General features: G+C 50.1%; 15 protein-coding genes. 2 read left to right on the top strand and 13 right to left on the bottom strand.

Annotated features, from left to right (window positions below; translation table 11 throughout):
• Positions 1–88 precede the first annotated feature (88 nt).
• Positions 89–964, bottom strand: a complete 876-nt coding sequence (locus tag M1D90_RS02280) for a M23 family metallopeptidase (RefSeq protein WP_023857113.1) — start codon at positions 962–964, stop codon at positions 89–91.
• Between the two features lie 193 nt (positions 965–1,157).
• On the opposite strand from M1D90_RS02280, the gene M1D90_RS02275 reads away from it, so the two are divergent.
• The gene (locus M1D90_RS02275; protein WP_023857112.1) at positions 1,158–1,655 is read left to right on the top strand and encodes a GNAT family N-acetyltransferase; all 498 of its coding nucleotides are present in this window, start codon (positions 1,158–1,160) and stop codon (positions 1,653–1,655) included.
• Between the two features lie 50 nt (positions 1,656–1,705).
• On the opposite strand, the gene M1D90_RS02270 is transcribed toward M1D90_RS02275, so the two are convergent.
• Entirely contained in the window at positions 1,706–2,149 is a 444-nt protein-coding gene (locus M1D90_RS02270) for a YwnF family protein (RefSeq protein WP_095291465.1), read from the bottom strand.
• Between the two features lie 247 nt (positions 2,150–2,396).
• Here M1D90_RS02270 and cls point away from each other — a divergent pair, with 247 nt between their 5' ends.
• Positions 2,397–3,845 (top strand): cardiolipin synthase, encoded by a 1,449-nt coding sequence (cls, locus tag M1D90_RS02265; protein WP_025810656.1) that lies wholly within the window; start codon positions 2,397–2,399, stop codon positions 3,843–3,845.
• A gap of 52 nt (positions 3,846–3,897) precedes the next feature.
• Here the strand turns inward: cls and M1D90_RS02260 are convergent, their stop codons facing one another.
• The 11 genes from M1D90_RS02260 to M1D90_RS02210 form a co-directional block, all read right to left on the bottom strand.
• Positions 3,898–5,331, bottom strand: a complete 1,434-nt coding sequence (locus M1D90_RS02260) for an MDR family MFS transporter (RefSeq protein WP_105979568.1) — start codon at positions 5,329–5,331, stop codon at positions 3,898–3,900.
• Entirely contained in the window at positions 5,328–5,552 is a 225-nt protein-coding gene (locus tag M1D90_RS02255) for an MbtH family protein (protein WP_023857108.1), read from the bottom strand. Before M1D90_RS02255 ends, M1D90_RS02260 begins: the two co-directional genes overlap by 4 nt.
• Positions 5,553–5,554: 2 nt before the next feature.
• Positions 5,555–12,721: an amino acid adenylation domain-containing protein gene (locus M1D90_RS02250; protein ID WP_456283111.1), complete on the bottom strand. Its 7,167-nt coding sequence runs from the start codon at positions 12,719–12,721 to the stop codon at positions 5,555–5,557.
• A gap of 14 nt (positions 12,722–12,735) precedes the next feature.
• Positions 12,736–13,662: an isochorismatase family protein gene (locus M1D90_RS02245; protein ID WP_023857106.1), complete on the bottom strand. Its 927-nt coding sequence runs from the start codon at positions 13,660–13,662 to the stop codon at positions 12,736–12,738.
• A 25-nt stretch (positions 13,663–13,687) separates the two neighbouring features.
• Positions 13,688–15,310, bottom strand: a complete 1,623-nt coding sequence (locus M1D90_RS02240; RefSeq protein WP_456283110.1) for a (2,3-dihydroxybenzoyl)adenylate synthase — start codon at positions 15,308–15,310, stop codon at positions 13,688–13,690.
• Between the two features lie 14 nt (positions 15,311–15,324).
• Complete coding sequence (gene dhbC, locus M1D90_RS02235; protein WP_456283109.1) at positions 15,325–16,515, bottom strand: isochorismate synthase DhbC; 1,191 nt, start codon at positions 16,513–16,515, stop codon at positions 15,325–15,327.
• 24 nt (positions 16,516–16,539) lie between these two features.
• Positions 16,540–17,319, bottom strand: a complete 780-nt coding sequence (locus M1D90_RS02230) for a 2,3-dihydro-2,3-dihydroxybenzoate dehydrogenase (RefSeq protein WP_456283108.1) — start codon at positions 17,317–17,319, stop codon at positions 16,540–16,542.
• Between the two features lie 223 nt (positions 17,320–17,542).
• Complete coding sequence (locus tag M1D90_RS02225) at positions 17,543–18,391, bottom strand: alpha/beta hydrolase (protein ID WP_075212899.1); 849 nt, start codon at positions 18,389–18,391, stop codon at positions 17,543–17,545.
• A 40-nt stretch (positions 18,392–18,431) separates the two neighbouring features.
• Positions 18,432–19,451 carry a FecCD family ABC transporter permease gene (locus M1D90_RS02220; RefSeq protein ID WP_075212898.1) on the bottom strand — a complete coding sequence of 340 codons (1,020 nt, stop codon included), beginning with the start codon at positions 19,449–19,451 and terminating at the stop codon, positions 18,432–18,434.
• A complete protein-coding gene (locus M1D90_RS02215) occupies positions 19,444–20,448 on the bottom strand; it encodes a FecCD family ABC transporter permease (protein ID WP_101561370.1) in 1,005 nt (334 codons plus the stop codon). The genes M1D90_RS02220 and M1D90_RS02215 overlap by 8 nt, the downstream gene beginning before the upstream one ends.
• Positions 20,449–20,465: 17 nt before the next feature.
• Positions 20,466–21,422 (bottom strand): iron-hydroxamate ABC transporter substrate-binding protein, encoded by a 957-nt coding sequence (locus M1D90_RS02210; protein WP_456283107.1) that lies wholly within the window; start codon positions 21,420–21,422, stop codon positions 20,466–20,468.
• Positions 21,423–21,430 lie beyond the last annotated feature (8 nt).

The following is a 21,430-nucleotide window of genomic DNA, read 5'->3' as shown; positions in this document are numbered from 1 at the left end:
TGGCTCTGCAAATTTGATACGGGTTTTTTATGATTGTAACAAAAAAGGCGCCTATCGTATTTGATAGGCGCTCTGAGGGAAGCGTGCCTTATGACTGGCTTGAATCGTCAGACTGGGTTCCGTCTTGATTTTCTGACCCTTCAGACGAATCTTCCCGTTTGGTTTTGTCGTCTTTTCCACCTGTTTGATCTTTCGCTTTGTCTTCTGTTTTTGACTTTTCTTCAACAGAAGGCTGAGCAGGTTCCTTCATTTCAGCCGCTTGTTCCTCCACCGCTTTTTCGATGCTGGAGACCGGCTTGTCCATGAAGTTCAACGGGTTTAGCGCAACACCGTCTTTGCGGATTTCAAAATGCACATGGTTTCCGCCTTCTTCATTGTAAAGGTTTTTGCCTGCTTTTCCGATGACTTGATTTTGTTCAATCTTGTCACCTTGTTTGACGCTTACTTCAGAAAGAGACTGATACACAGTTGATAAACCATTTTCATGTTCAACTTCAACAACGTAGCCCAGTACAGGGTCTTTTGCAGCTTTGATGACCGTACCGCTGAGAGATGCGGAAACATCGAATGTTTTTCCGTCTTTCTCAGCCAAGTCGATACCTTTGCTCATGCTGTACGTGTTATTATAGTTTACAAGTGCTGCTTCTTTCTCTTCTTTAGTTGCGTCAGTTTCAAAGAACTTTTTAACGACAGAAACATTTTCAGAATCAGCAACCGGCATTGCGACATTTTCGACTGGTTTGCCTACTTCTACCGCGTCATCCCGGTTATCATAGGCTGATTTCTTACCATCGTCAGCAAGCTGATCTTTTACATCGTTGTTAGAAGCCGATTGATACCAAAGAACGGCGGTTAATACAACGACGGCACTTGTCAAATAGATGGCCGGAAATACCCAGCGTTTACGAAAAAACTGTTGCAGCTTTGTGATTTTGGAAGTACGATTCTTTTCTTCCTCTTTCATTACTCATCACCTCAGCAACATTCTGAACACTTTTCAGAAAATATATACATTTACAAAAAACTTTTTTTCAAGTTAGTCTGCACCGGCTGCTTCGTTTTTATGTAAAAACCGCCCTAAAACCTGAAATTTCACCAATGTGCATGATAACGGAAAAAACGCCGAAGATATAACATATGAAGAAAGGACAGAGAGAATGAAACTACGGATCGCCAATCGGGAAGACCTTCCCGCAGTAGTCGATATTTACAACTCCACCATTGCGTCGCGAATGGTTACGGCAGATACAGAACCCGTCACACCTGAAGAAAGGCTGAACTGGTTTTTGAACCATACCGAGGCAAGGCCTCTTTATATTGTGGAAAATGAACAAGGGGATATCGCCGGCTGGATCAGCTTCGAATCATTTTACGGTAGGCCCGCCTATAACAAAACCGCCGAAGTCAGCATTTACCTTCATGAAGACCACCGCGGCAAAGGGGCGGGTTCAGCGGTGCTTGAAAAAGCGCTTGAAGTCGCGCCAAAGCTTGGAATCCGTTCTTTAATGGCGTTTATTTTCGCCCACAACGAACCGAGCATCAAGCTTTTCAAAAAATACGGCTTTACCGAGTGGGGACACTTTCCCGGAATCGCCGAGATGGATCGAATACGGTACGATTTAAAAATATTAGGAAAAGAATTGAATGAAGCCTGATCATCATGGCACGAAAAAAAGAGCTGTCATGCAGCTCTTTTTTTCTTTCATCATTCAGCCAGCCTGCGCCTTCTGATCTCTTCTTCATTTAAAAATTCCAAAAAGCTTCTTATCACAGTAAACGGCTCTTCTTTGACCGCCTGAACGTACCGGCTTTTCCGTTCATCGGAAAGCACTTCGCTTGTTTGCATCCGTTCCAATATATATTTCATCACCGATTGCTGAACATTTCTTTTTTGGTAAGACGACTCTCTGAACAGCGCCATGCCGAAAGCTGCTGCTGCGGCAGCGCAGCCGATTTTTATCATTGAATCGGTTCCATAGGATGCCTGCCCCCAAAAAGAAGAAAGATAAACCAATGAAGCAACAAGCAGCGGAATCGCGATAAAAAGAAATATCAGCCTTTTCTTTAAGAACGGCGCCGCCACATGCTTGAGGTTATCCATTTCTTCTTTCATAAAAGCCGGCATTTGATGGAAACGTTCCATATCCATAATCAATCCCTCCCGATTTGGTTAAAGAGGCGTTGTTTCGCTGATTAAATCACGCTTTTTATATGTATATCGTAACTTAGATCCAACATGTTTTACAGTTTTTTGCCTTTCCCCTTTTTATTAGGAACTTTCCGTCCCCCGTCCCGTATAACATGAGATAGTTGCTTGAAAGGGGAGTAACTGTTATAAATGGAATGTATAAAAACAAATCCGTCTTGTGAGGTTCAATATGGATATTATTAAAAATATCAGCATCACATCGATATTTCTCGGCTTTATATTAGTTTTAAACACGCTATTGGCAATCGTTGTGATCTTTAGGGAACGCCGGGATGCAAGCTCCTCCTGGGCCTGGCTCTTGGTACTCTTCTTTATTCCCGTTCTTGGCTTTATCCTCTATTTGCTCTTCGGCCACAATTTGAGCAGGAATCACCTTTTTCAATGGGAAGACCGAAAGAGGATCGGGATGGAAAAAATATTGGAACAGCAGCTGACCAAGCTGAAAAACCGCGAGTTTGAATTTCGCAATAAAGCGACGGCGGACAGCAAAGACTTGATTTATATGCACATTCTGAATAACCACGCCGTTTTCACGGAAGACAATGCGGTCGAGCTGTTAACGGACGGACGCCAGAAATTCGACAGACTGCTTCGCGACATTGAAAACGCCAAAGACCATATACATCTTCAATATTATATTTATAAAGGCGATGAGATCGGAAAAAAGCTGCGGGACGCGCTGATCAAAAAAGCAAAAGAAGGCGTTGAAGTCCGCGTTTTGTATGATGAATTGGGATCAAGAAGCCTCAGGAAAAGCTTTTTCAAAGAGCTGAAAAAGGCGGGAGGATTTGTCGAAGTTTTTTTCCCGTCACGTTTTAAATTTATCAATTTGCGCATGAATTACCGCAACCACCGCAAGCTCGTCATCATCGACGGCGTCATCGGCTATGTCGGAGGATTTAATGTCGGGGACGAATACCTCGGTCTAAATCCGGCTTTTGGCTATTGGCGGGACACGCATCTCAGAATCAAAGGAACGGCAGTCCATTCGATTCAAACGCGTTTTATCCTGGATTGGAATCAGGCCTCTCACCATCACGATATTACATATATGCCAAACCACTTTCCTGACATCGATTCCAACGGAAACATCGGCATGCAAATCGTCACCAGCGGCCCCGATTCAGAATGGGAGCAGATTAAAAACGGCTATATTAAAATGATATCAACGGCAAAGCGGTCGATTCTTATACAGACGCCTTATTTTATTCCGGACGCAAGCCTGCTCGATGCCCTCAGAATTGCTTGTCTGTCCGGCGTTGACGTGAGAATCATGATTCCTAACAAACCCGACCATCCTTTTGTGTACTGGGCTACCTATTCTTACATCGGCGAACTTTTAAAAGCCGGCGCTTCCGTATTTATTTACGACAACGGATTTATCCATGCGAAAACAATCGTTGTAGATGAAGAAATTTCATCAGTCGGCACGGCAAATATTGATATGCGCAGCTTCAAGCTCAATTTTGAAGTGAATGCTTTTTTATACGATGAGGAAATTTCGAGAAGCCTTGTCCTATCATTTGAAAAAGATCTGCAAGTCTCAAGGGAGCTGACCTATGAGGAATATTTAAACAGAAGCAAATCGATCCGCTTCAAAGAAGCCATTTCGATCCTGCTTTCGCCGATTTTATAGCGCGTCATTCATGCGGTAAAAAAATCCTCCCGGAAACGGGAGGATTTTTGTTTTACTTACCGGAAGCCGCCGCACCCTTGGAAACTGAAGCATGCTTGTCCATTTGACGTTCAGTGTCAGCGTCCTTGAGCTTGAGTGCGATGAAAAATGCTGCCATGAGGAAGCCGGCTGCACCGAGCAAAGCGGTCCGGTAAGCTGATAAATCGGGCTCTATCCCTGCGCCAGGCTGACTGAGCACAGCAAGGACGCACGACATGACGGCAACTCCAAAAGCAGATCCGAGTCGGTTTTGCACATTAAACAGCGTCGTTGCCCGACCCATTGATGAGGATGAAATGTTGGCAAAACAAACAACCTGCGCAGCGCCAACCGCATGCCCCAGAAAAAAGCCCGCCGAAAACAGCAGCAGCCTGAGAAGCCACAGATTTGACCCGTATCCGGTCAGGCTCAGCAGCCCAAACAATACAGCGGCGCCTAAAAGCGCAACGGAAATGACCCGCCTCGGCCCGAGCTTATCTAACGACCTCGGCATCAGCTGGGAGGCCAGCATCAAGCCTAATGCTTCGGGAAACGTGATCAAAGCGGTATCGGTCGCAGAATAGCCGAGTGCTTCCTGGCACAACAGCGGAAATATATAGAGCATGCCAAGGAGTCCGCCTGCTGTCAAAAGCGAAATGACGCTCATCATTCCAAAAACCCGGTCCTTCAATAAGCGCAGTTCAATCAGCGGATGCTCAGCCTTCAGCTCGACAAAAACGAGAATGGCGAGGAGAATCACTCCCCCGGTTCCTGAAACAAGCACATTCGGAGAGCCGAAGCCCTGCACAGGCCCCTGGCTGAGTGCAAAAACTGCCAACGCCATTCCCGGCCCAGCCAAAAGAAATCCTAGCCAATCAAATCTCCCCGCTTTCGGCTCCATATGTTCATGAAGATATAACAGGCCAAACAGCAGAATGATCATACCGATCGGAATATTAATGTAAAAAATCCAGCGCCATGACAGCTGATCCGTCAGAAACCCGCTGATGATCGGCCCAACCGCAGGCGCGACCGCAATCGGAAGGACGAGAACTCTCGAAATTTTAGCCCGTTCCTGCGGAGGAAACGTCCTGAACAAGATTGCCATTCCCACTGGTGTGATCAATCCGCCGCCGGCTCCCTGGATCACGCGAAATACGTTTAATGCCGCCAGATTGTCAGCGATTCCGCATAATGCGGATGCAGCCGTAAATATGGAAAGCGCGGCAAGGAAAACACGCTTTGTCCCAAAGCGGTCTCCAAACCAGCCGGCTGCGGGAAGAAAGACCGCCAAGCTGACTAAGTATCCGATGTTAATTGTGCCTGCAGCAGACGGCAAAGTTTGAAATTCGTTCATGATGGCGGGCAATGCCATGTTAATGACACTCGCATCCATTGCAGCCATAAACATGGCCGTTACATATACAATGCTGACAACCGTCCTTTGATTGAACGGCCTTCTCTTCATTGCTGACCGCCGTGAACTTCTGCAGCCGGCTTCAAGCTGTTCGGCGAGAGATCGGTCCAATTCGAGCTGATATAGTCGATGCAGGCGCTGCGGCTCGTTTCCCCGCAGACAATCTCCCACCCTGCCGGAATATGAACAAAGGCGGGCCAGAGTGAATACTGGCCTTCCTCATTCATTAAAACAACATATGTGCCCTGTTCATTTTCAAAAGGATTTGTCATCGTTATCTCTCCCTACTTGTCCGTATCTTTTTCAAGCCGTCCAGTTTTTCCGCAACATGACGTCCGATTTCGGCCAGCGGCTCCGGCTGGCACAAATCTTTATGCCGGCAATCCATATCATGAATATCAATGTTTCCGTTCAGATAAGGAAGCCATGACTCCGGATCGATCGGATCAAACCATTCCGGTATCACGGTAGATTTGAAGAACAGGATATCACCATGAAAGACGCGGGGCTTATATTCGCTTAAAATCCGGACGGAATTCACATAAGTCTCCTTTAAATTCAAGATCGCAGCCTCATCCAGGCTGGCAAGCGCACTGCCGTCTCGGCGCAGTATATCGATCGCACTGGAAAGTTTCAGCGGTTCCCCGTTAAGGCTGTCCGGATCGTATCCTCCCAATGCCAAGAGTGCAATCAATGCTTCCTGCTCATCAGGTGCATCTTTAATTGGAAGGAAGTGATTCGGGTATGCATCAAGCATGACAAGAAGCGAAATGTCTTCCCCTTGTTCCTGCAGCTGAGTTGCGATCGCATGTACAACATTGCCTCCGAGAGACCAGCCGAGAAGACGATAAGGCCCTGTTGGCTGAATCGTACGAATGTGCCTGATATAATCCGCGGCCATGTCGTCGAGCGTATCAGGAAGCTCTTCCTGCCTTGCGATCCCGCGAGCTTGAAGGCCGTATATCGGATATTCCTTCCCGAGTGCCGTCATTAAACCGGCATAACACCAGCTGAGGCCCCCGGCCGGATGCACACAAAACAGGGGATCCTGACTGCCTCCGGTTCTCAGCGGAAGCAGTACATCCAGCGCACTTTGCCCGCCGCCGGATTCAAGCCGTTCAGCGAGTCCGCTGACAGTAGGCGCTTCAAGCAGGTCGCCGATGCCGAGCTCGACGCCGAGCGCTTCACGAATGCGGCTCATCAGCTGTACGGCGAGCAGAGAATGACCGCCAAGTTCGAAGAATCCGTCATCAATACCAATCCGCGGCACATTGAGGATTTCTGAAAAAAGATCGCATAAGATTTCTTCCTGCGGTGTTCTTGGCCCCCGCCCTTTAACAGCCGCGGCAAAATCAGGCTCAGGCAGCGCTTTTCGATCAAGTTTGCCATTTGGAGTCAATGGCAGGTCTGCAATTTTTACAAATGCAGAAGGCACCATGTACTCCGGCAGAGTGCCTGCGGCAAACCGGCGCAGCTCAGCCGGATCAGTTTCTTCTTCAGACGTCGGGACAACATAGGCGATCAGGCGCTTGTCCCCGGGCTGGTCTTCCCTTACAACTACAGCAGCTTGATTCACCTTGTGATGGCGGACAAGCACCGCTTCTATCTCGCCGAGTTCGATTCTAAAGCCGCGGATCTTGATCTGCTGATCGGCCCTGCCCATATAATCAAGAGAGCCGTCTTGGCGCCTGCGGGCAAGATCGCCGGTTCGGTACATCCGGGTTCCGGGCGGACCAAACGGATCAGCGACAAAACGGTCTGCCGTCAAATCGGGTCTGCCCAAGTAACCCCGTGCGAGGCCGCCCCCCGACACATACATCTCTCCGGTGACGCCCGGGGGTACCGGTTCAAGGTATTCATCAAGCACATATACACCTAAATCGGGAATCCCTTGACCGATCAGGCTGTTCGCTTGAAGTGCTGCAGTCTGCTGATCGAGGGAAATATAGCTGACATGTACCGTCGTTTCTGTAATTCCGTACATATTAATCAGCCGCGGGAAATGCTCCGGATGGCGTTCATACCAATCTTCAAGCCTCTTCAGTTCGAGCGCTTCCCCTCCAAAAATGATAAAGCGCAAGGAAAGGCACTTTCCTGTCTCAGCATTGTCCCGGTCAGCCTGCATCAATTGATAAAATGCGGAAGGGGTCTGATTGAGCACAGTCACTCCCTCGCGTACGAGAAGATTGAGAAAGTCGGCCGGCGAGCGGCTGATTGTATGAGGCACCACGACAAGCCGTCCCCCATTGAGCAGCGCTCCCCAAATTTCCCATACCGAAAAGTCAAATGCGTAAGAATGAAACATCGTCCAAACATCGTCAGAGCCAAAATGAAACCATTGGTCAGTCGCTCCGAACAGCCGCACGACATTTTGATGTGGAACGATCACTCCTTTCGGCTTGCCGGTCGAACCGGATGTGTAAATGACATACGCCGGGTGAAGAGGCAGCAAAGGCTTCGTACGGTCGGCATCAACCGGATTCGCAGAAGCGCATCCGTTCAGTTCCTCTTGTATGCAAGGGTCATCAAGGACAATCCGTTCAACAGATGCGGGAACAGAAAGGCATGATTCGACCGCTGAACTCGTAACGATGCAGGCAGGATGTGCATCATTCAACATAAACGCTATCCTTTCTGCCGGGTAGTCCGGATCCAGAGGCACATATGCCGCGCCAGCTTTCAGCACTGCAAGCAGTCCGACAACCATATCCAAAGATCTTGGCAGCGCCAGGGCAGCAAATTGTTCGGGACCGACCCCTTTGGCGATCAGGAGATGGGCAAGCCGGTTAGCGCGTCTATTGAGCTCGCCGTATGTGAGCGAGTCATTTTCATATATAACCGCAACGGCTTCCGGGTCCTTCGCAGCCTGCTTTTCAAATAAAACAGGCAAAGATGAACAAGGTATGTTGTTGGACGATTTGCTCCAGTCAGCCAGCATGTTTTCACGTTCGGCCGGAAGGAGAATATCAAGTCTTCCAATCGGCTGATCAGGGTCGGATACTGCTGAATCCAGCAGTCTGACAAGCCGTTCGGCCAATGTTTGAACCGTATTTCGCTCAAATAAATCTGTGCTGTATTCCACAAATCCGCCGATACCTGCGGGTGTTCCATCCGCTTTTCGATGTTCCCGAAGCTCAATCGTCAAATCAAACTTGGCTGCGCCGACACTGCGAATGTCAATGTCTGATTTAAGGCCGGAAAGTTCAAGCTCAGGTTCAGGCGTATTTTGATAGGCGAGCATGATTTGGAACAGCGGATGTCTCGCTCTTGACCTGGCAGGATTGAGCACTTCAACAAGGCGCTCGAACGGAAGGTCCTGATGCTCATATGCTGCAAGATTTACTTTTCTAACTCTGTTCAGAAGTTCCCGAAAACTTGGATTACCCGATGTATCTGTTCGGAGCACAAGCGTATTAACGAACAATCCGACAATTCCGCCTAAAGCATCATCGTTTCTTCCCGCTATCGGGCTCCCGAGCGGAATGTCGTGGCCTGCTCCGAGCCGTGTCAGCAGTGAGGCAAGGGCCGACTGCAAAATCATGAACATGCTGACTCCGGTGCTGCGGGACAAACCGAGCAAACGGCCGTGTAGCTGTTCGTCAATGCTGAGATCAATCGTACCGCCTCTGTAGCTTGATTCCGACGGACGCGGGTGATCAGTCGGAAGCTCCAGCTGATCAGGCAGATGTTCCAATGCCTTTGACCAATACCCGAGCTGCTTGGCAATCAGACTGTCCGGATTGCTCTCATGTCCAAGCAGATGTTCCTGCCATACGGCATAGTCGGCATATTGTATAGAAAGCGGCTCCCAAGCAGGTGCCTCACCATTCAGACGCGCATTGTAGGCGGTTTCCAAATCGCGGGTCAGCGGCGTTAAAGACCAGCCGTCGCCAATCATATGGTGCAAAAGCAGAAGAAGAACAAATTTGTCCGGTCCGAGTACGAATAGCTGGGCGCGAAACGGAGGTTCCTTTTCTAAATGAAAACGGTGCCGAACAGCCTCAGCCATGACTTTTTCCAAATCATGTTCGCTGACATGGGATACAGCGAGTTCGGGACGCGCTTGATCCGCTTCCAATATCAGCTGGTGTGTTGTCCCCTGCTGATACGGAAAAATTGTTCGAAGCGGCTCATGTCTTGCTGCTACATCGCTCAGAGCGGTTGTCAGCGCCTCTCGGTCCAAACGTCCGGTTAAATGAACGACAACCGGAATATTATAGGTCGGGCTCGGTCCTTCCAAACAGTGCAAAAACCATAGGCGCCGCTGCGCGAAGGACAGCGGAATTTCTTCCCGGCGCTCTCTTTTACGCAATGCCGGACGGGCGCTCTGCGCCTGATCAAGCTGTTTGGCAAGCCCGGCGGCTGTGGGCTCATCGAATAAACGGCCGATTCCGAGTTCGACGCCAAGCGTTTCCCGAATCCGGCCGACAAGCCTGCCTGCCAGAAGCGAATGTCCGCCGAGATCAAAAAAGCTGTCATCAATACTGACTCGCGGCACCCCCAGCACTTCAGCGAATAAATCACACAATATTTCCTCTTGAGGTGTCCTTGGCTCACGTCCGCCTGTATGCATACTCAATGCCGGAGCCGGCAGGGATTTGCGGTCAAGCTTTCCGTTCGGCGTAAGCGGCAGTTCATCAAGAATGACAAATGCAGACGGAATCATATAGTCGGGCAGTGTTTCACCAACGTAGCCGCGAAGCTCGACAGGATGAAGGCTTTCTCCCGAAGCGGGAACGACATACGCAAATATACGCGGATCACCGGGCTGGTCTTCACGAACAATAGCAGCAGCTTGTTTAACAACCGGATGATTTGCAAGCACCGCTTCTATTTCTCCCATTTCAATGCGGAATCCGCGAATTTTGACTTGATGGTCCGCACGGCCGATATAATCAAGCGACCCGTCTTCGCGCCAGCGCACGAGGTCGCCCGTCCGGTACATCCTCGATCCAGGCGGCCCGTATGGATTCGCAATAAAGCGTTCAGCCGTGAGAGCATGACGGTTCAAGTAGCCGCGCGCCAATCCTGTTCCTGCCACATAAAGTTCTCCAGCCGCTCCCGGAGGCACGGGCTGCAATCCGGCGTCTAGAACATACAGCTGCGTATTCCAAATCGCACGGCCGATCCCCGGAGATTTCGTGCAGTTGCCTCCCAGCGCGGCGGCTGTAGACCAAATCGTTGTTTCCGTCGGTCCATAAAGGTTCGTTAATGTGCATCCAAGCTGCTGCAATTGCCGGGCCAAGCTGGCTTGCAGAGCTTCCCCTCCGACAAGCGCACGAAGACCTTTAAGCTTCTCCGGAGCGCTCGAGGCCAATGCATACCAAAGGGTCGGTGTGGCCTGCATCATTGTGATTCCGTATGTTTCAATCATTTTAGCCAATGCGGAGGGGTCTTGTACCGTCTCCTTCTCGGCAAGAACGACTGCCGACCTGCTGATCAGTGGCAAATAAATTTCGAGTGCTGAGATGTCGAATGCAATCGTTGTGACGGCCAGCAGCCGGTCGTCTTGATTAAGCGGGAACATATCCTGCATTGAAAGCAAAAAATTGAATAAGCTTTCAGCTTGTACAACTACGCCTTTAGGTCTGCCGGTTGATCCGGATGTATAAATCATATATGCCGGCTGAGCGCCGGAATGCTGTCTGCCGGGATTTCCTTCAGAACATCCGGAGATTTTTTCCATAACAGTTTGTTCATCAAGGATGAACTTCGGCGTTTGCGAACTGATCATGTCTTGTGCTTTTTTGCTGGTGATGACAAACAGCGGCTGTGCATCATTGAGCATATACTCGATCCTGTCAGCCGGATAATCGGGATCTATAGGTAAATAAGCCGCTCCAGCCTTGAGAACGGCGAGCATGCTGACAATCATTTCCGCTGAGCGCGGCAGGGCCAAAGCAACGAATGTCTCGGGTTTCGCCCCCTTATTGATCAGCAGATGAGCCAGTTGATTTGCCCTTTTATTTAATTCGGAATAGGTGAGAACCTCATCATCGGAAACGACTGCCGGAGATTCAGGGTACTCCTTCGCCATCATTTCAAATCGTTGCGTAAGACTCTCATTTGGAAGACCGCGGTCTGTTTGATTCCATTCGATTAAAATTTGAGCGCGTTCTTCCGGGAGAAGAATATCCAACGTCCCCACCGGCTGAGTTTGCTCGCAATCGGCAATCGTTTTCAGAAGAGTAAGAAAACGATGAATATGATGTTCAAGTTCATCCGCATGATAAACAGCGGGGTTTGCATCCATGTTTATTTTCAACCCGCCTCCGTCCGGGCGGCCGTAAATGTTGATTGACAGATCGTCCACAGGTCCTGTGGCAAGATTATGCACGATGCCTTGACAGCCGGCAAAATTCAAGCGTTGCTCAAAAGGCATCAAATTAAGCTGCGGACCGAACAGCCGCTGATTTTCGCCAAGCAGCTTGAGTTCCCGGCGCAGTTCTTCGTGGCGGTAATGCTGATGACGCCTCAGCTTCATCATCTCTGCTGAGATTTGCTTGACCAGCTCTCCTACGCTCATGTCCGGCTGCATGCCAATCCGAAGCGGAAGGAGATTCATGACCATACCCGGAATATGGAGAGCGGCTGACCCAAGGCGGCACATCATCGGCATCCCGAGAACGACGTCATTTGCCCCTGTCAGCCGATGAACATATATTGCAGCTGCTGCCATCACGGTTTCGTGCCAAGTTGCCCCCATTCTGCTTGCGGCAGACAGAAGACGCTCAGCATGTTCACTCGGCAGATAGTCAGACCTGCGAAGAAAGCTTGAAGAGGTGCGCGGCGCCCTTTCGGCAAGACTGACTACCTCCGGTTCATCGCTGAATCGCTCAAGCCAAAATTGCCGATCTTCCTGATACTTCTCTGATGCGCGGTAAGCCGTTTCCTCCGCGAGAATCAAATCGAGGGAGCCAAAGGCTCCGCTCTGATCGATCGATTTGTTCTGCATCAATGCGGTATATATTTTTGACAGCCGCTCGGCGATCAATGTAAAGCTGAACCCGTCCGTTGCGATATGGTGAGTTCGCTGATACCAGAAGTAATGATCCGGCGCCGTTTTGAAAAGCGCTTCTGTAAAAAGCGGACCGCGAGTCAGATCAACCGGACGGGCAAGGTCATCCTTCATCCAGCTTTTCGCCGCCTGTTCCGGATCGGTTTCTGAGCTGACATCAACATAATGAATCGGAAAATCTGCCGACGGAACGATCACTTGCCACGGTCCGTCTTGATCTTCTCCAAATCTGGCATGGAATGATTCAGCTTCTTTCATGACATGGCGCAGCGCTTTCTCGAAAAGCTCTTGATCAAGCGGGCCTTTAATTTCAACGTATTCAGCTGTATTGTAGATCGGATTTTCCGGATCAAGCTGCTGAGCAAACCAAATGCCGGCTTGCGCTCCTGATAATGGCTTTCGGTTATGTTGACATTCAAGCATTAAGGCGACCTCCTTCATTGATAGTCTGCATTTGGCAAGGGTGCTTCTTTAGAGGAGGACAACAGTCTCCACCAGTTTTCAATCGAAGGGTCCTCCGCAAGCTCCACAAATGACACCTCCCGCCCCGCTCGGCGCCAGCGCTCCGCGAGACTCATGATTCTCACGGAATCAAGTCCCCTGTAAATCAAATTTTCGCTGTCGCTTATCTTTTCCGGTGATTCAAGAAGAAGCGATGCGACCTGTTCGCGAATGATCTGTTTTGTCAGTGCATGAGAGCTTTCTTTTGCGTGTTCATGGCTTGCGTCATCTTTCAGCTGGCTCAAAAGCTGTTCCGCAGTGATTGTGACGCTGCAGCGGTCAGCTGCGTATGTGATAGCCATTTCATGATGCTTTAATGAGAAATCCGCCACCGCATCGGCGACAAAAAACGTTTCAATATCTTGCATAAACGCATCACATGCCGTCATCAAGCAGCCGATATGGGCATAGATGCCGGTGATGATGAGCTGATCCCGACCTTGCTCCTCCAGCACACCTAAAAGGTTGGTTTTTCTGAACGCATTGTACCTCCACTTGGTCAGAACGATGTCGCCTTTATTCGGTTTCAGCTCATCTACGATCTTCTGCTCATCGGGATCAGGACCGATTCCGGGTCCCCAAAAATCTTGGAGAAGCCCCCGTTCTTCCGGTGTCTGAGCGCCTGGCTGAGCCGTGAAAATAACCGGAATGCCAAGCTCGGCACATCGCTTCCGAAGCTTCTTAATATTAGCCAGCAGATCTGTTACCGGAGACTCGCCGCAACGGTAAGCGTTGAGAAAATATTGCTGCATATCATGGATGAGAAGTGCAGCGCGCTTCGGATGAGGAGTCCATGACACCTTGTTTTTCGGCATATTTGATGCTTCTGGCATTTGGTACGGTAAGATGGCAGGAATGGCCATCAAATCACATCCTCTCATTTTTTTATCACGTGATATTCTTAGCTGCAGACATTTTTTCAGCAATCGCTGTACGCAGTTCTTTTTTGCTGACTTTTCCTACGCCTGTCTGCGGGAATGCTTCAACCATTTCCACCCGGTCGGGTATTTTGTAGGCTGCAAGGCCCCTTTCTCTCAAAAACGATTGCAATTCAGCCTGAGCAGGTGCAGCGCCGCGTGGGATAACATACGCACACGTTCTTTCGCCGAGAAATTGATCCGGCATCGAGACAACCGCCGCATCGAGTACGGCGGGATGTGCGAGCAGGTGGTTTTCCACTTCTTCCGCGGCAACCTTCTCCCCGCCTCTGTTGATCTGGTCTTTGGCTCGTCCTTCAACAATCAAATAGCCTGATGAATTGACTTTGACCAAGTCGCCCGTACGGTAAAACCCGTCTTCTGTGAACGCTTTGGCATTATGTTCCTCAGCTTTGTAATAGCCGCGGATCGTATAAGGACCTCTTGTCAGAAGCTCCCCGGTCTGTCCGGGTCCAAGTTCGCGTCCTTCTTTATCCACAATTTTAATTTCGTCAAACGGAGACATCGGTCTGCCTTGTGTGTGAACGATCGTGTCTTCAGGATCATCAAGTCTGGTATAGTTGACCAGACCTTCTGCCATGCCATAAACCTGCTGCAGTTTGCAGCCAAACACCGATGTGACGCGTCTGGCGGCTTCGGCACTGAATTTCGCTCCGCCGACTTGAAGGACCTGGAGACTTGACAAGTCGTCCCGGCGCGCCGGAGCAGCGTCAAGCCAGATTAGCGCAAGCGGCGGTACGAGACCTGTGATCGTTACTCTTTCCTTTTCGATTAGAGGAAAGGTTTCATCCGGGCTGCCTCCTGGCGCAAGAACGACTCGGCCTCCCGCATAGAGTGTACCGAGCACTCCCGGCGAACTGAGCGGATAATTGTGAGCGATTGGAAGAGCGGCAAGATACACGCTGTTGTGATCAAGCCTGCAAATCTCTGCGCTGACCCTCAAGCTGTATATATAATCATCATGCGTCCTCGGGATCAGCTTAGAAAGACCTGTGCTTCCCCCTGACAACTGAAGAAAAGCAACATCTTCTGAATGGACGTTCTGCGGAGGTGCAGGCTGATCATAAAGGCCCGACAGCGCTTCAAACTCCTCCGATTCGCCGGCGACAATGACATGACGAAGCCCCCGCAGCTTTCCCTTTACCTGTCTCGCCATCTTGCGGTAGTCAAACCTTGCGTGATGATCGGGAATCACATAAGCAGCAGCTTCAGAAAACTCGCAAAAATACGTGATCTCGCTATGTCTGTGCGATGGAAGCGCAAAGACAGGCAGAGCTCCGATTCGGAAGAGTGCAAAGCAAACTTCAAAAAACTCGATGACATTCGGTAGCTGGACAACGACGCGGTCATTTTTTTTGATCCCAAGCTTTAAAAGACCGCCGGCCAAAGAGTCGGCTCTCTTGTCTAACTCTTGATAGCTTAAATGGGTATCTCCGTATGTAAGGGCAATGCGGCTGCCATGTTTTTCGGCCCGTTCCCTCAGCATTCCCCCAAATGTTTCGCCTCGCCAGCATCCCTCCTTCCGATATTTATCCGCAAACTCCTTCGGCCATGTTGGGCACCCTTTCAACATCCTTTATCCCTCCGTTATTCACTGTTCATTCCCATCGCAAGAAGCATCGTCCGAAACTTTGCAGACGTTTCGGCAAGTTCTTCTTCAGGCTTCGATCCGGCGACAATTCCGGCGCCTGCGTACAGCCGCAGCGCGTGTTCCTCCGCCTCAGCACAGCGAATCGTTACGACCCATTCACCGTCACCGTCCGCGTCACACCAGCCGACCATACCTGTGAAAAATCCGCGGTCAAACGGCTCAATCTGTTTAATCGCTTCTTTCGCCGCATTCGTCGGCGTGCCGCAAACAGCGGGCGTCGGATGTAGAGCGGCGGCGAGCTCTAATGATGATACAGAAAGATCTGTAAGCTCTCCCTTCAATTCAGTTGAAAGATGCCACATCGTCGGCGTGCTGATGAGCGATGGTTCCGGCACCTCCAGCTTTCGGCAAAACGGCTTGAGCGCGGAAGCAACCGCTTCGACTACGACCGCATGTTCGTGACGGTCTTTAGGAGAAGCAAGCAGTTCAGCCGCCCTTCTTCGATCTTCTTCAGGATCATCGCTTCGAGGTCTTGAACCTGCTAAAGGATTTGCCGTAACGCGGAACCCGGACCGTGATACAAGCAGCTCAGGACTTGCGCCTATCAAAGTGGTACGAGGCGCTTCCGGCGATTGCCCGGTTAAGTCAACGGCAAAGTTGTACCCGCTTGTATTGCGGTGGGCAAGATTTCGCAGCAATTGACCGATATCGACTTTGATCGGCGAGGTCAGCTGCAAAGACCGGGAAAGGACGATCTTACTGTATTCTCCTCCTGCTATACCTGCCAACCCTCGTCTGACCCCGGTCATATACGCTTCCGGGCTTGGAATCTGCTCGATATCATAGGGGTACAGGGCAGGTTCAGGCTCCTCTTTACCGTCTTCTTCACATGTCAGCGGCCCCGCCTGCCACGCTTCGACCGGCACGGTTAACTGCGCCGGCTTTGCATCGTCAAACGGCACAGCTCCGACCACCATCGGATTTTTCTGCCCGTTCTCCCTCGCTTTTTTCAGAACTTCCGCAGCCCGCTGAGCAAGGCTTTGCTCTTCCGTTTGAGAAACAGAAGCCAAAACACCTTCCGCCAGAATGGTCCGCTCAGGGGAAGAGAAAAAGAATGAAGCTCCGGCCTGATATTCCTTCAACAGCTGATCGGCAAGCGCTTCTGACACGACATGACGTTCTATCATCATTAAAACCTCCTTTAGATTGAATCAGGCTCCAAGCGTTGCTCCGCCATCGACGCGCAAATCGTGCATCGTAATATGACGAGCCCCGTCAGACAGCAAAAATACTACAGCATCTGCAATATCAGCCGGCGAAGCCAATTTTCCGAGCGGAATTCCCGTTTTGAATGTTTCAAGTGATCCTTCAATTACGCCTTGCGCAGCTTCCTCACCTTGCCATAGCGACCGCTGCATCGGCGTATCGGTTGATCCGGGCGATACGATATTGCAGCGGATATTGTACTCGGCAAGTTCAAGGCCGAGACATTTCGTAAACATTAAAGCGGCCGCCTTAGAGGCCGCATAGGCGGCCATATGCATACGCGGCACTGCCGCCGCATTTGATCCGACAATCACGATCGCTCCAGTTCTGCGCGGAATCATCCGGCGGGCGACGGCACGCGATACGTTAAAAACCCCGGTAGAGTTGACGCTGAACGTCTTCTCCCAATCTTCATCACTCAATGAATGGATCAGACCCGTTCTGAGCACGCCGGCTACATTGACAAGCATGTCTATCGGACCGATCTCGCGTTCAACATGGGCCACAAGCTGATCGACGGCGGCACTGTCGCCCACATCCGCGGCAAAACCGGAACCCTGCAGATCTTTTCGTTCAAGTTCGGCTTCAAGTTCAAGCAGCCCTTTTCGATTTCGATCAGCTGCGGCAACAAACACCCCGCGTTCAGCAAGCGACAGAGCCACTTCTTTGCCGATTCCTTGCGAAGCCCCAGTCACCAAAGCAACCTTGCCTTTCACTCTTATCATTTCCTTTCTTAAAAACGGCAGCTCCCAAGTCTCAAAGAGTCACTGCCAAAGCTAAATTCTTAATTGATAATGATAATCATTATCGTTCAAAAATATAATATACCAATAAATGCAAACGGTCAAATCGTTTTCGATTGTTTATCCGTATCAATGCTCATGGTATATTATCTGTTATCCATTCTTATCTTTTCTTAAAGCTCGGGGCGCCGGAAGCGCCCCGCTGTCAATCAGGCTTGAAGGCAAACTGGAGCGCTCTGCTGATTAACACAGGCAGAACCGATATATGACCTTCCCCTTTAAATTCATGGTACTCCGCGCGAATCCCCTGCTTTTCCAAGGCGGCCAAGCGGGCGGCCAGCCTTTTTGCATTGTCGTTCATTCCGCTTTTATGCGTCTTTTCAAGCTCTCCCGCCCCGAGCAATACCTTTACATCGCCATCCGCTTCCTGCAGCTTCGAAATAAAGTCATGCTCCTCATCAAAAAAGGACGGATGCCAATGGATGGACGGACTTCCGGCGATATATGTCTGAAACAGGGCCGGTTTTGTAAACAGGGTCTGCAGAACAAAAAGTCCGCCAAGGGAATGACCGAAAATCGCCTGCCTTTTCACATCAATCGTGAATTCCTGTTCGATCTCCGGCTTTAACTGCTGTTCGATGAAGGACAGAAAAGCTTTCGCCCCGCCCGGCTCCGGCCAGTCTGCTCCATCAGGTCTCCTGGGCAGCTCGGCGCCCGAATCCGGCAGAGTAAAATCGTAATATCGCCCCCGGTCAAAGGGAGCGTCGGTTTCATAGCCGATGCCGACGATAACGGCCGGCACGACGCCGGTTTTATCGGGACGACGCGACTGCATCCGCAATGCCTCCACCATTGTTCCAAACACGGAATTGGCGTCAAGCAGATAAATTACGGGATATCCTGCGGGCGGCGGTTCCCCAAATGGTTTAGCAATAAAAATCCGGTATGTGCGGCTCCCATCCGTTGAACGCATGCACCGCTGTTCTGTCCCCGGTATCGCCACCGGAATACATTCAGCAGCATTGACAGACTGCTGAAGTTTTTCTTGAGCCATGTGATTCTCCCTTCCCCTCTTTGATTGAGCTAAAAACAGTCTAATGAACCGTCTTTTTTTGTTTAAACAGTAAAAATAAGAAGTAAGGCACACCGAAAATGGCGAGGATGATACCCGCCGGCACTTCGGACGGTTGGAACAGCAGCTTTCCGGCAAAATCGGCGCACAATACGAGAAACATCCCGATCAATCCGCTTAACAGCAATGAGTGGCGGTGCAGAACGCCGACGAGCCTCCGCGAGATGTGCGGAGCAATCAGGCCGACAAATGCCATGCTTCCAGAGATAGCCACACAGGCGCTGATGATGCCGACACAAGCCGTCAGCAGCACCACTTTTTCAACATTGGCGGATACGCCGAGACTCTTCACCGTATCTTCATGAAAGCGAATGGTATCGAGCAGGCCGGATTTTGTCAGCAGGAATGGGATGAGAAGCAGCAGCCACGGCAGTGCCGCTTGAATATACGTCCAATTCGCCGACCAGATGCTTCCGTTTTTCCAAACCATGGCCATTTCGTGGTCATTCGGATTCATCTTCAATGACAGGTACAGCGAAATAGCGCTGAAACCCGAATTGATCGCGATCCCAACGAGAATAATTCTTCCCGAATCCAAGTTGCCGCCATGCCAGGCAAACATAAAAATGAATATCGCCGCCAAAATGCCCCCGATCAAGCCGAAGAATGGCATCCCCATTGCAGCGAGCAGGCTTGTCGTTTCAGTCTGGCCTTGAAAGATCAGCATGTAGCCGACGATTGCTGCACCCGCACCGGCATTAATCCCCAGGATTCCCGGGTCAGCCAGTCCGTTCCTTGTCATCGCCTGGATAACGGAACCGGCAATGCCGAGCCCAAGACCCACGAGTGCTGCCGTCACAATCCTTGGAAGACGCAGCTCAAAAAGAAGAATGGCGTATTGCTCATTCGGATTGATGTGAAGCAATGTTGATAACAGCTCAGCCGGATGTGCGACAAACGATCCTACTGTTATGCTGAGATAACAGATTGTGAGAATCAGCACAATAAAAACAGCATAGATGACTGCAACCTTTTTAGGCACGCTGCTCCCCTCCTTTTCTTTTGATCAAATAAAGGAAGAAAGGAACGCCGATCACCGAAGTGACGACTTCAATCGGTGTCTCAAACGGATAGTTGAGCAGCCGGCTGAGAAGATCGGCCAGCGTCAAAAAAATGCCTCCGAGAACGCAGGAGCATGGAATCATCCGGCTGTAATCCGCCCCGACGAGAAAACGCGTAATATGCGGTACAATCAGTCCGACAAAAGCAATTTTTCCCGCCATGGCGACGGAGCAGCCTGTCAGAATGACAACCGCTGCCATCGCTGTCCATTTGACGGCCTGCTTTTTCTGGCCGAGGCTTTCGGAAATGTCATCTCCCAATGATAAAGCTGTCACTTTTTTGCTGAGAGAGAGTGCCAGAATGATGCCGATCACAAAAAACGGCACAGCATACTTCAGCAGCTCGGGATTCAATTGATGCAGCCTGGCGCTGTACCAGAAGCTGACGTCCTGGGAAATTTGAAAGTAAATCGACATCGCCGCTGACAGACTGCTGAGCAGCATGCTTGTGACCGTTCCGATGATGGCAAGCTGAACCGGCATAAAACCGTTTGGAATCACCGAGGCGAGGCCGAAGACGAGGCCGGCGCCAACGGCTGATCCGATAAACGAATAGCCCATCATCTCCAGGGAAGTCGAACCCGGAATCAACACCATCAGCAGCGTGATCACGAATGCTGATCCGTCGGAAACACCCATAATCGACGGAGAAGCTAAATAATTTCGGGTAATGCCCTGCATAAGCGCACCGGACACCGCCAGCGCCGCTCCGATTAAAAGAGCGCCGGCAGCGCGCGGAAGGCGGGAATGCCAAATGATTTGATGATCTGTGTTGCCCGGATCAAAATGCAGCAGCGCTGAAAAAATCACTTCGGGCTCAAGCTGTTTTGCACCGTAACATACCGACAGAAAAACGGACAGCAGTATGGCAAACGGAGCAGAAATCATAATGATGCGGGTCATTTGCTTTGAATGCATAGCTCAAGGAACCTTTTCTATTTGTTCTGCGCCAATTTCTCAGCTGCAGCCTTTAAAAATTCAACCTTGCTCCATGCCGTGCCGCCCTGCGCAAGCGGATCTACAGCATTGACAAATACATGGTCATTTTTCACTGCAGAAATGCTTTTCCAAATTGGATTATTCTCTAGATCTTTCAGCGCATTCGGCTTGTCTGCATTCTCATCGTCAGAGAATTGAACAAACATATAGTCCGGATTCATTTCGCTCAGTTTTTCTAAAGAAACCAACTCCTGGGCTTTTGCCGCCTTGACTTCTTTTGGAGCTGTGAAACCCAGCTCGCCGTATAATGTGGAATTAAAGAATACGTCTTCCGGATAGATAAAGACATTGCCTTGTCTAATTCTGACAACGAGCGCTTTTGTATCTTTGGCCGTTTTCTCAAGCTTTGTTTTTGCTTCCTTAAGGTCTGCTTCATAATCCGAAATAATCTGCTTCGCTTTATCTTCTTTGCCTGTCAGTTCAGCCAGCAGCTTTAAATTGTCTTTCCAATTTGAAGAAACGTGGGAAACAGGAATCGTCGTCGCGATGTTATCCAGTTTTTTCACCACTTTATCGGGAAATTTCGTTGAAGCCAGGATGACATCCGGTTTAAGCTCAAGAATTTTCTCCAGGTTCGGTTCTGTTTTTTCGCCGACGGCAGCTGCTTTGTCAGTAATGCTCTTGAACAGGTCCGGGAACTTTCCGGAGAAGGAAATGGCACCGGCCGGGTGAACATCCAGAAGCTTGGCATCTTCCATCGATTCCACGCTTCCCGTAATGACGATTTGTTCGGCCGGGGTCTTCACCTTGTATGTATGATCGAGGTACTCGATGCTTTTCTCAGCTGATGCTAAGCTCTTGCCATCGCCGCCCGCCTTTTCTTTGCTGTTCCCGCATCCCGCTGCGCCAAACGCGAGAAGGAGAATAAATAATAAGATTGATAGTTTTCTCATCTGACTGA

The sequence above is a fragment of the Bacillus sp. JZ34 genome, assembly GCF_053903205.1.
This window is presented reverse-complemented; position numbering and strand designations above follow the sequence as displayed.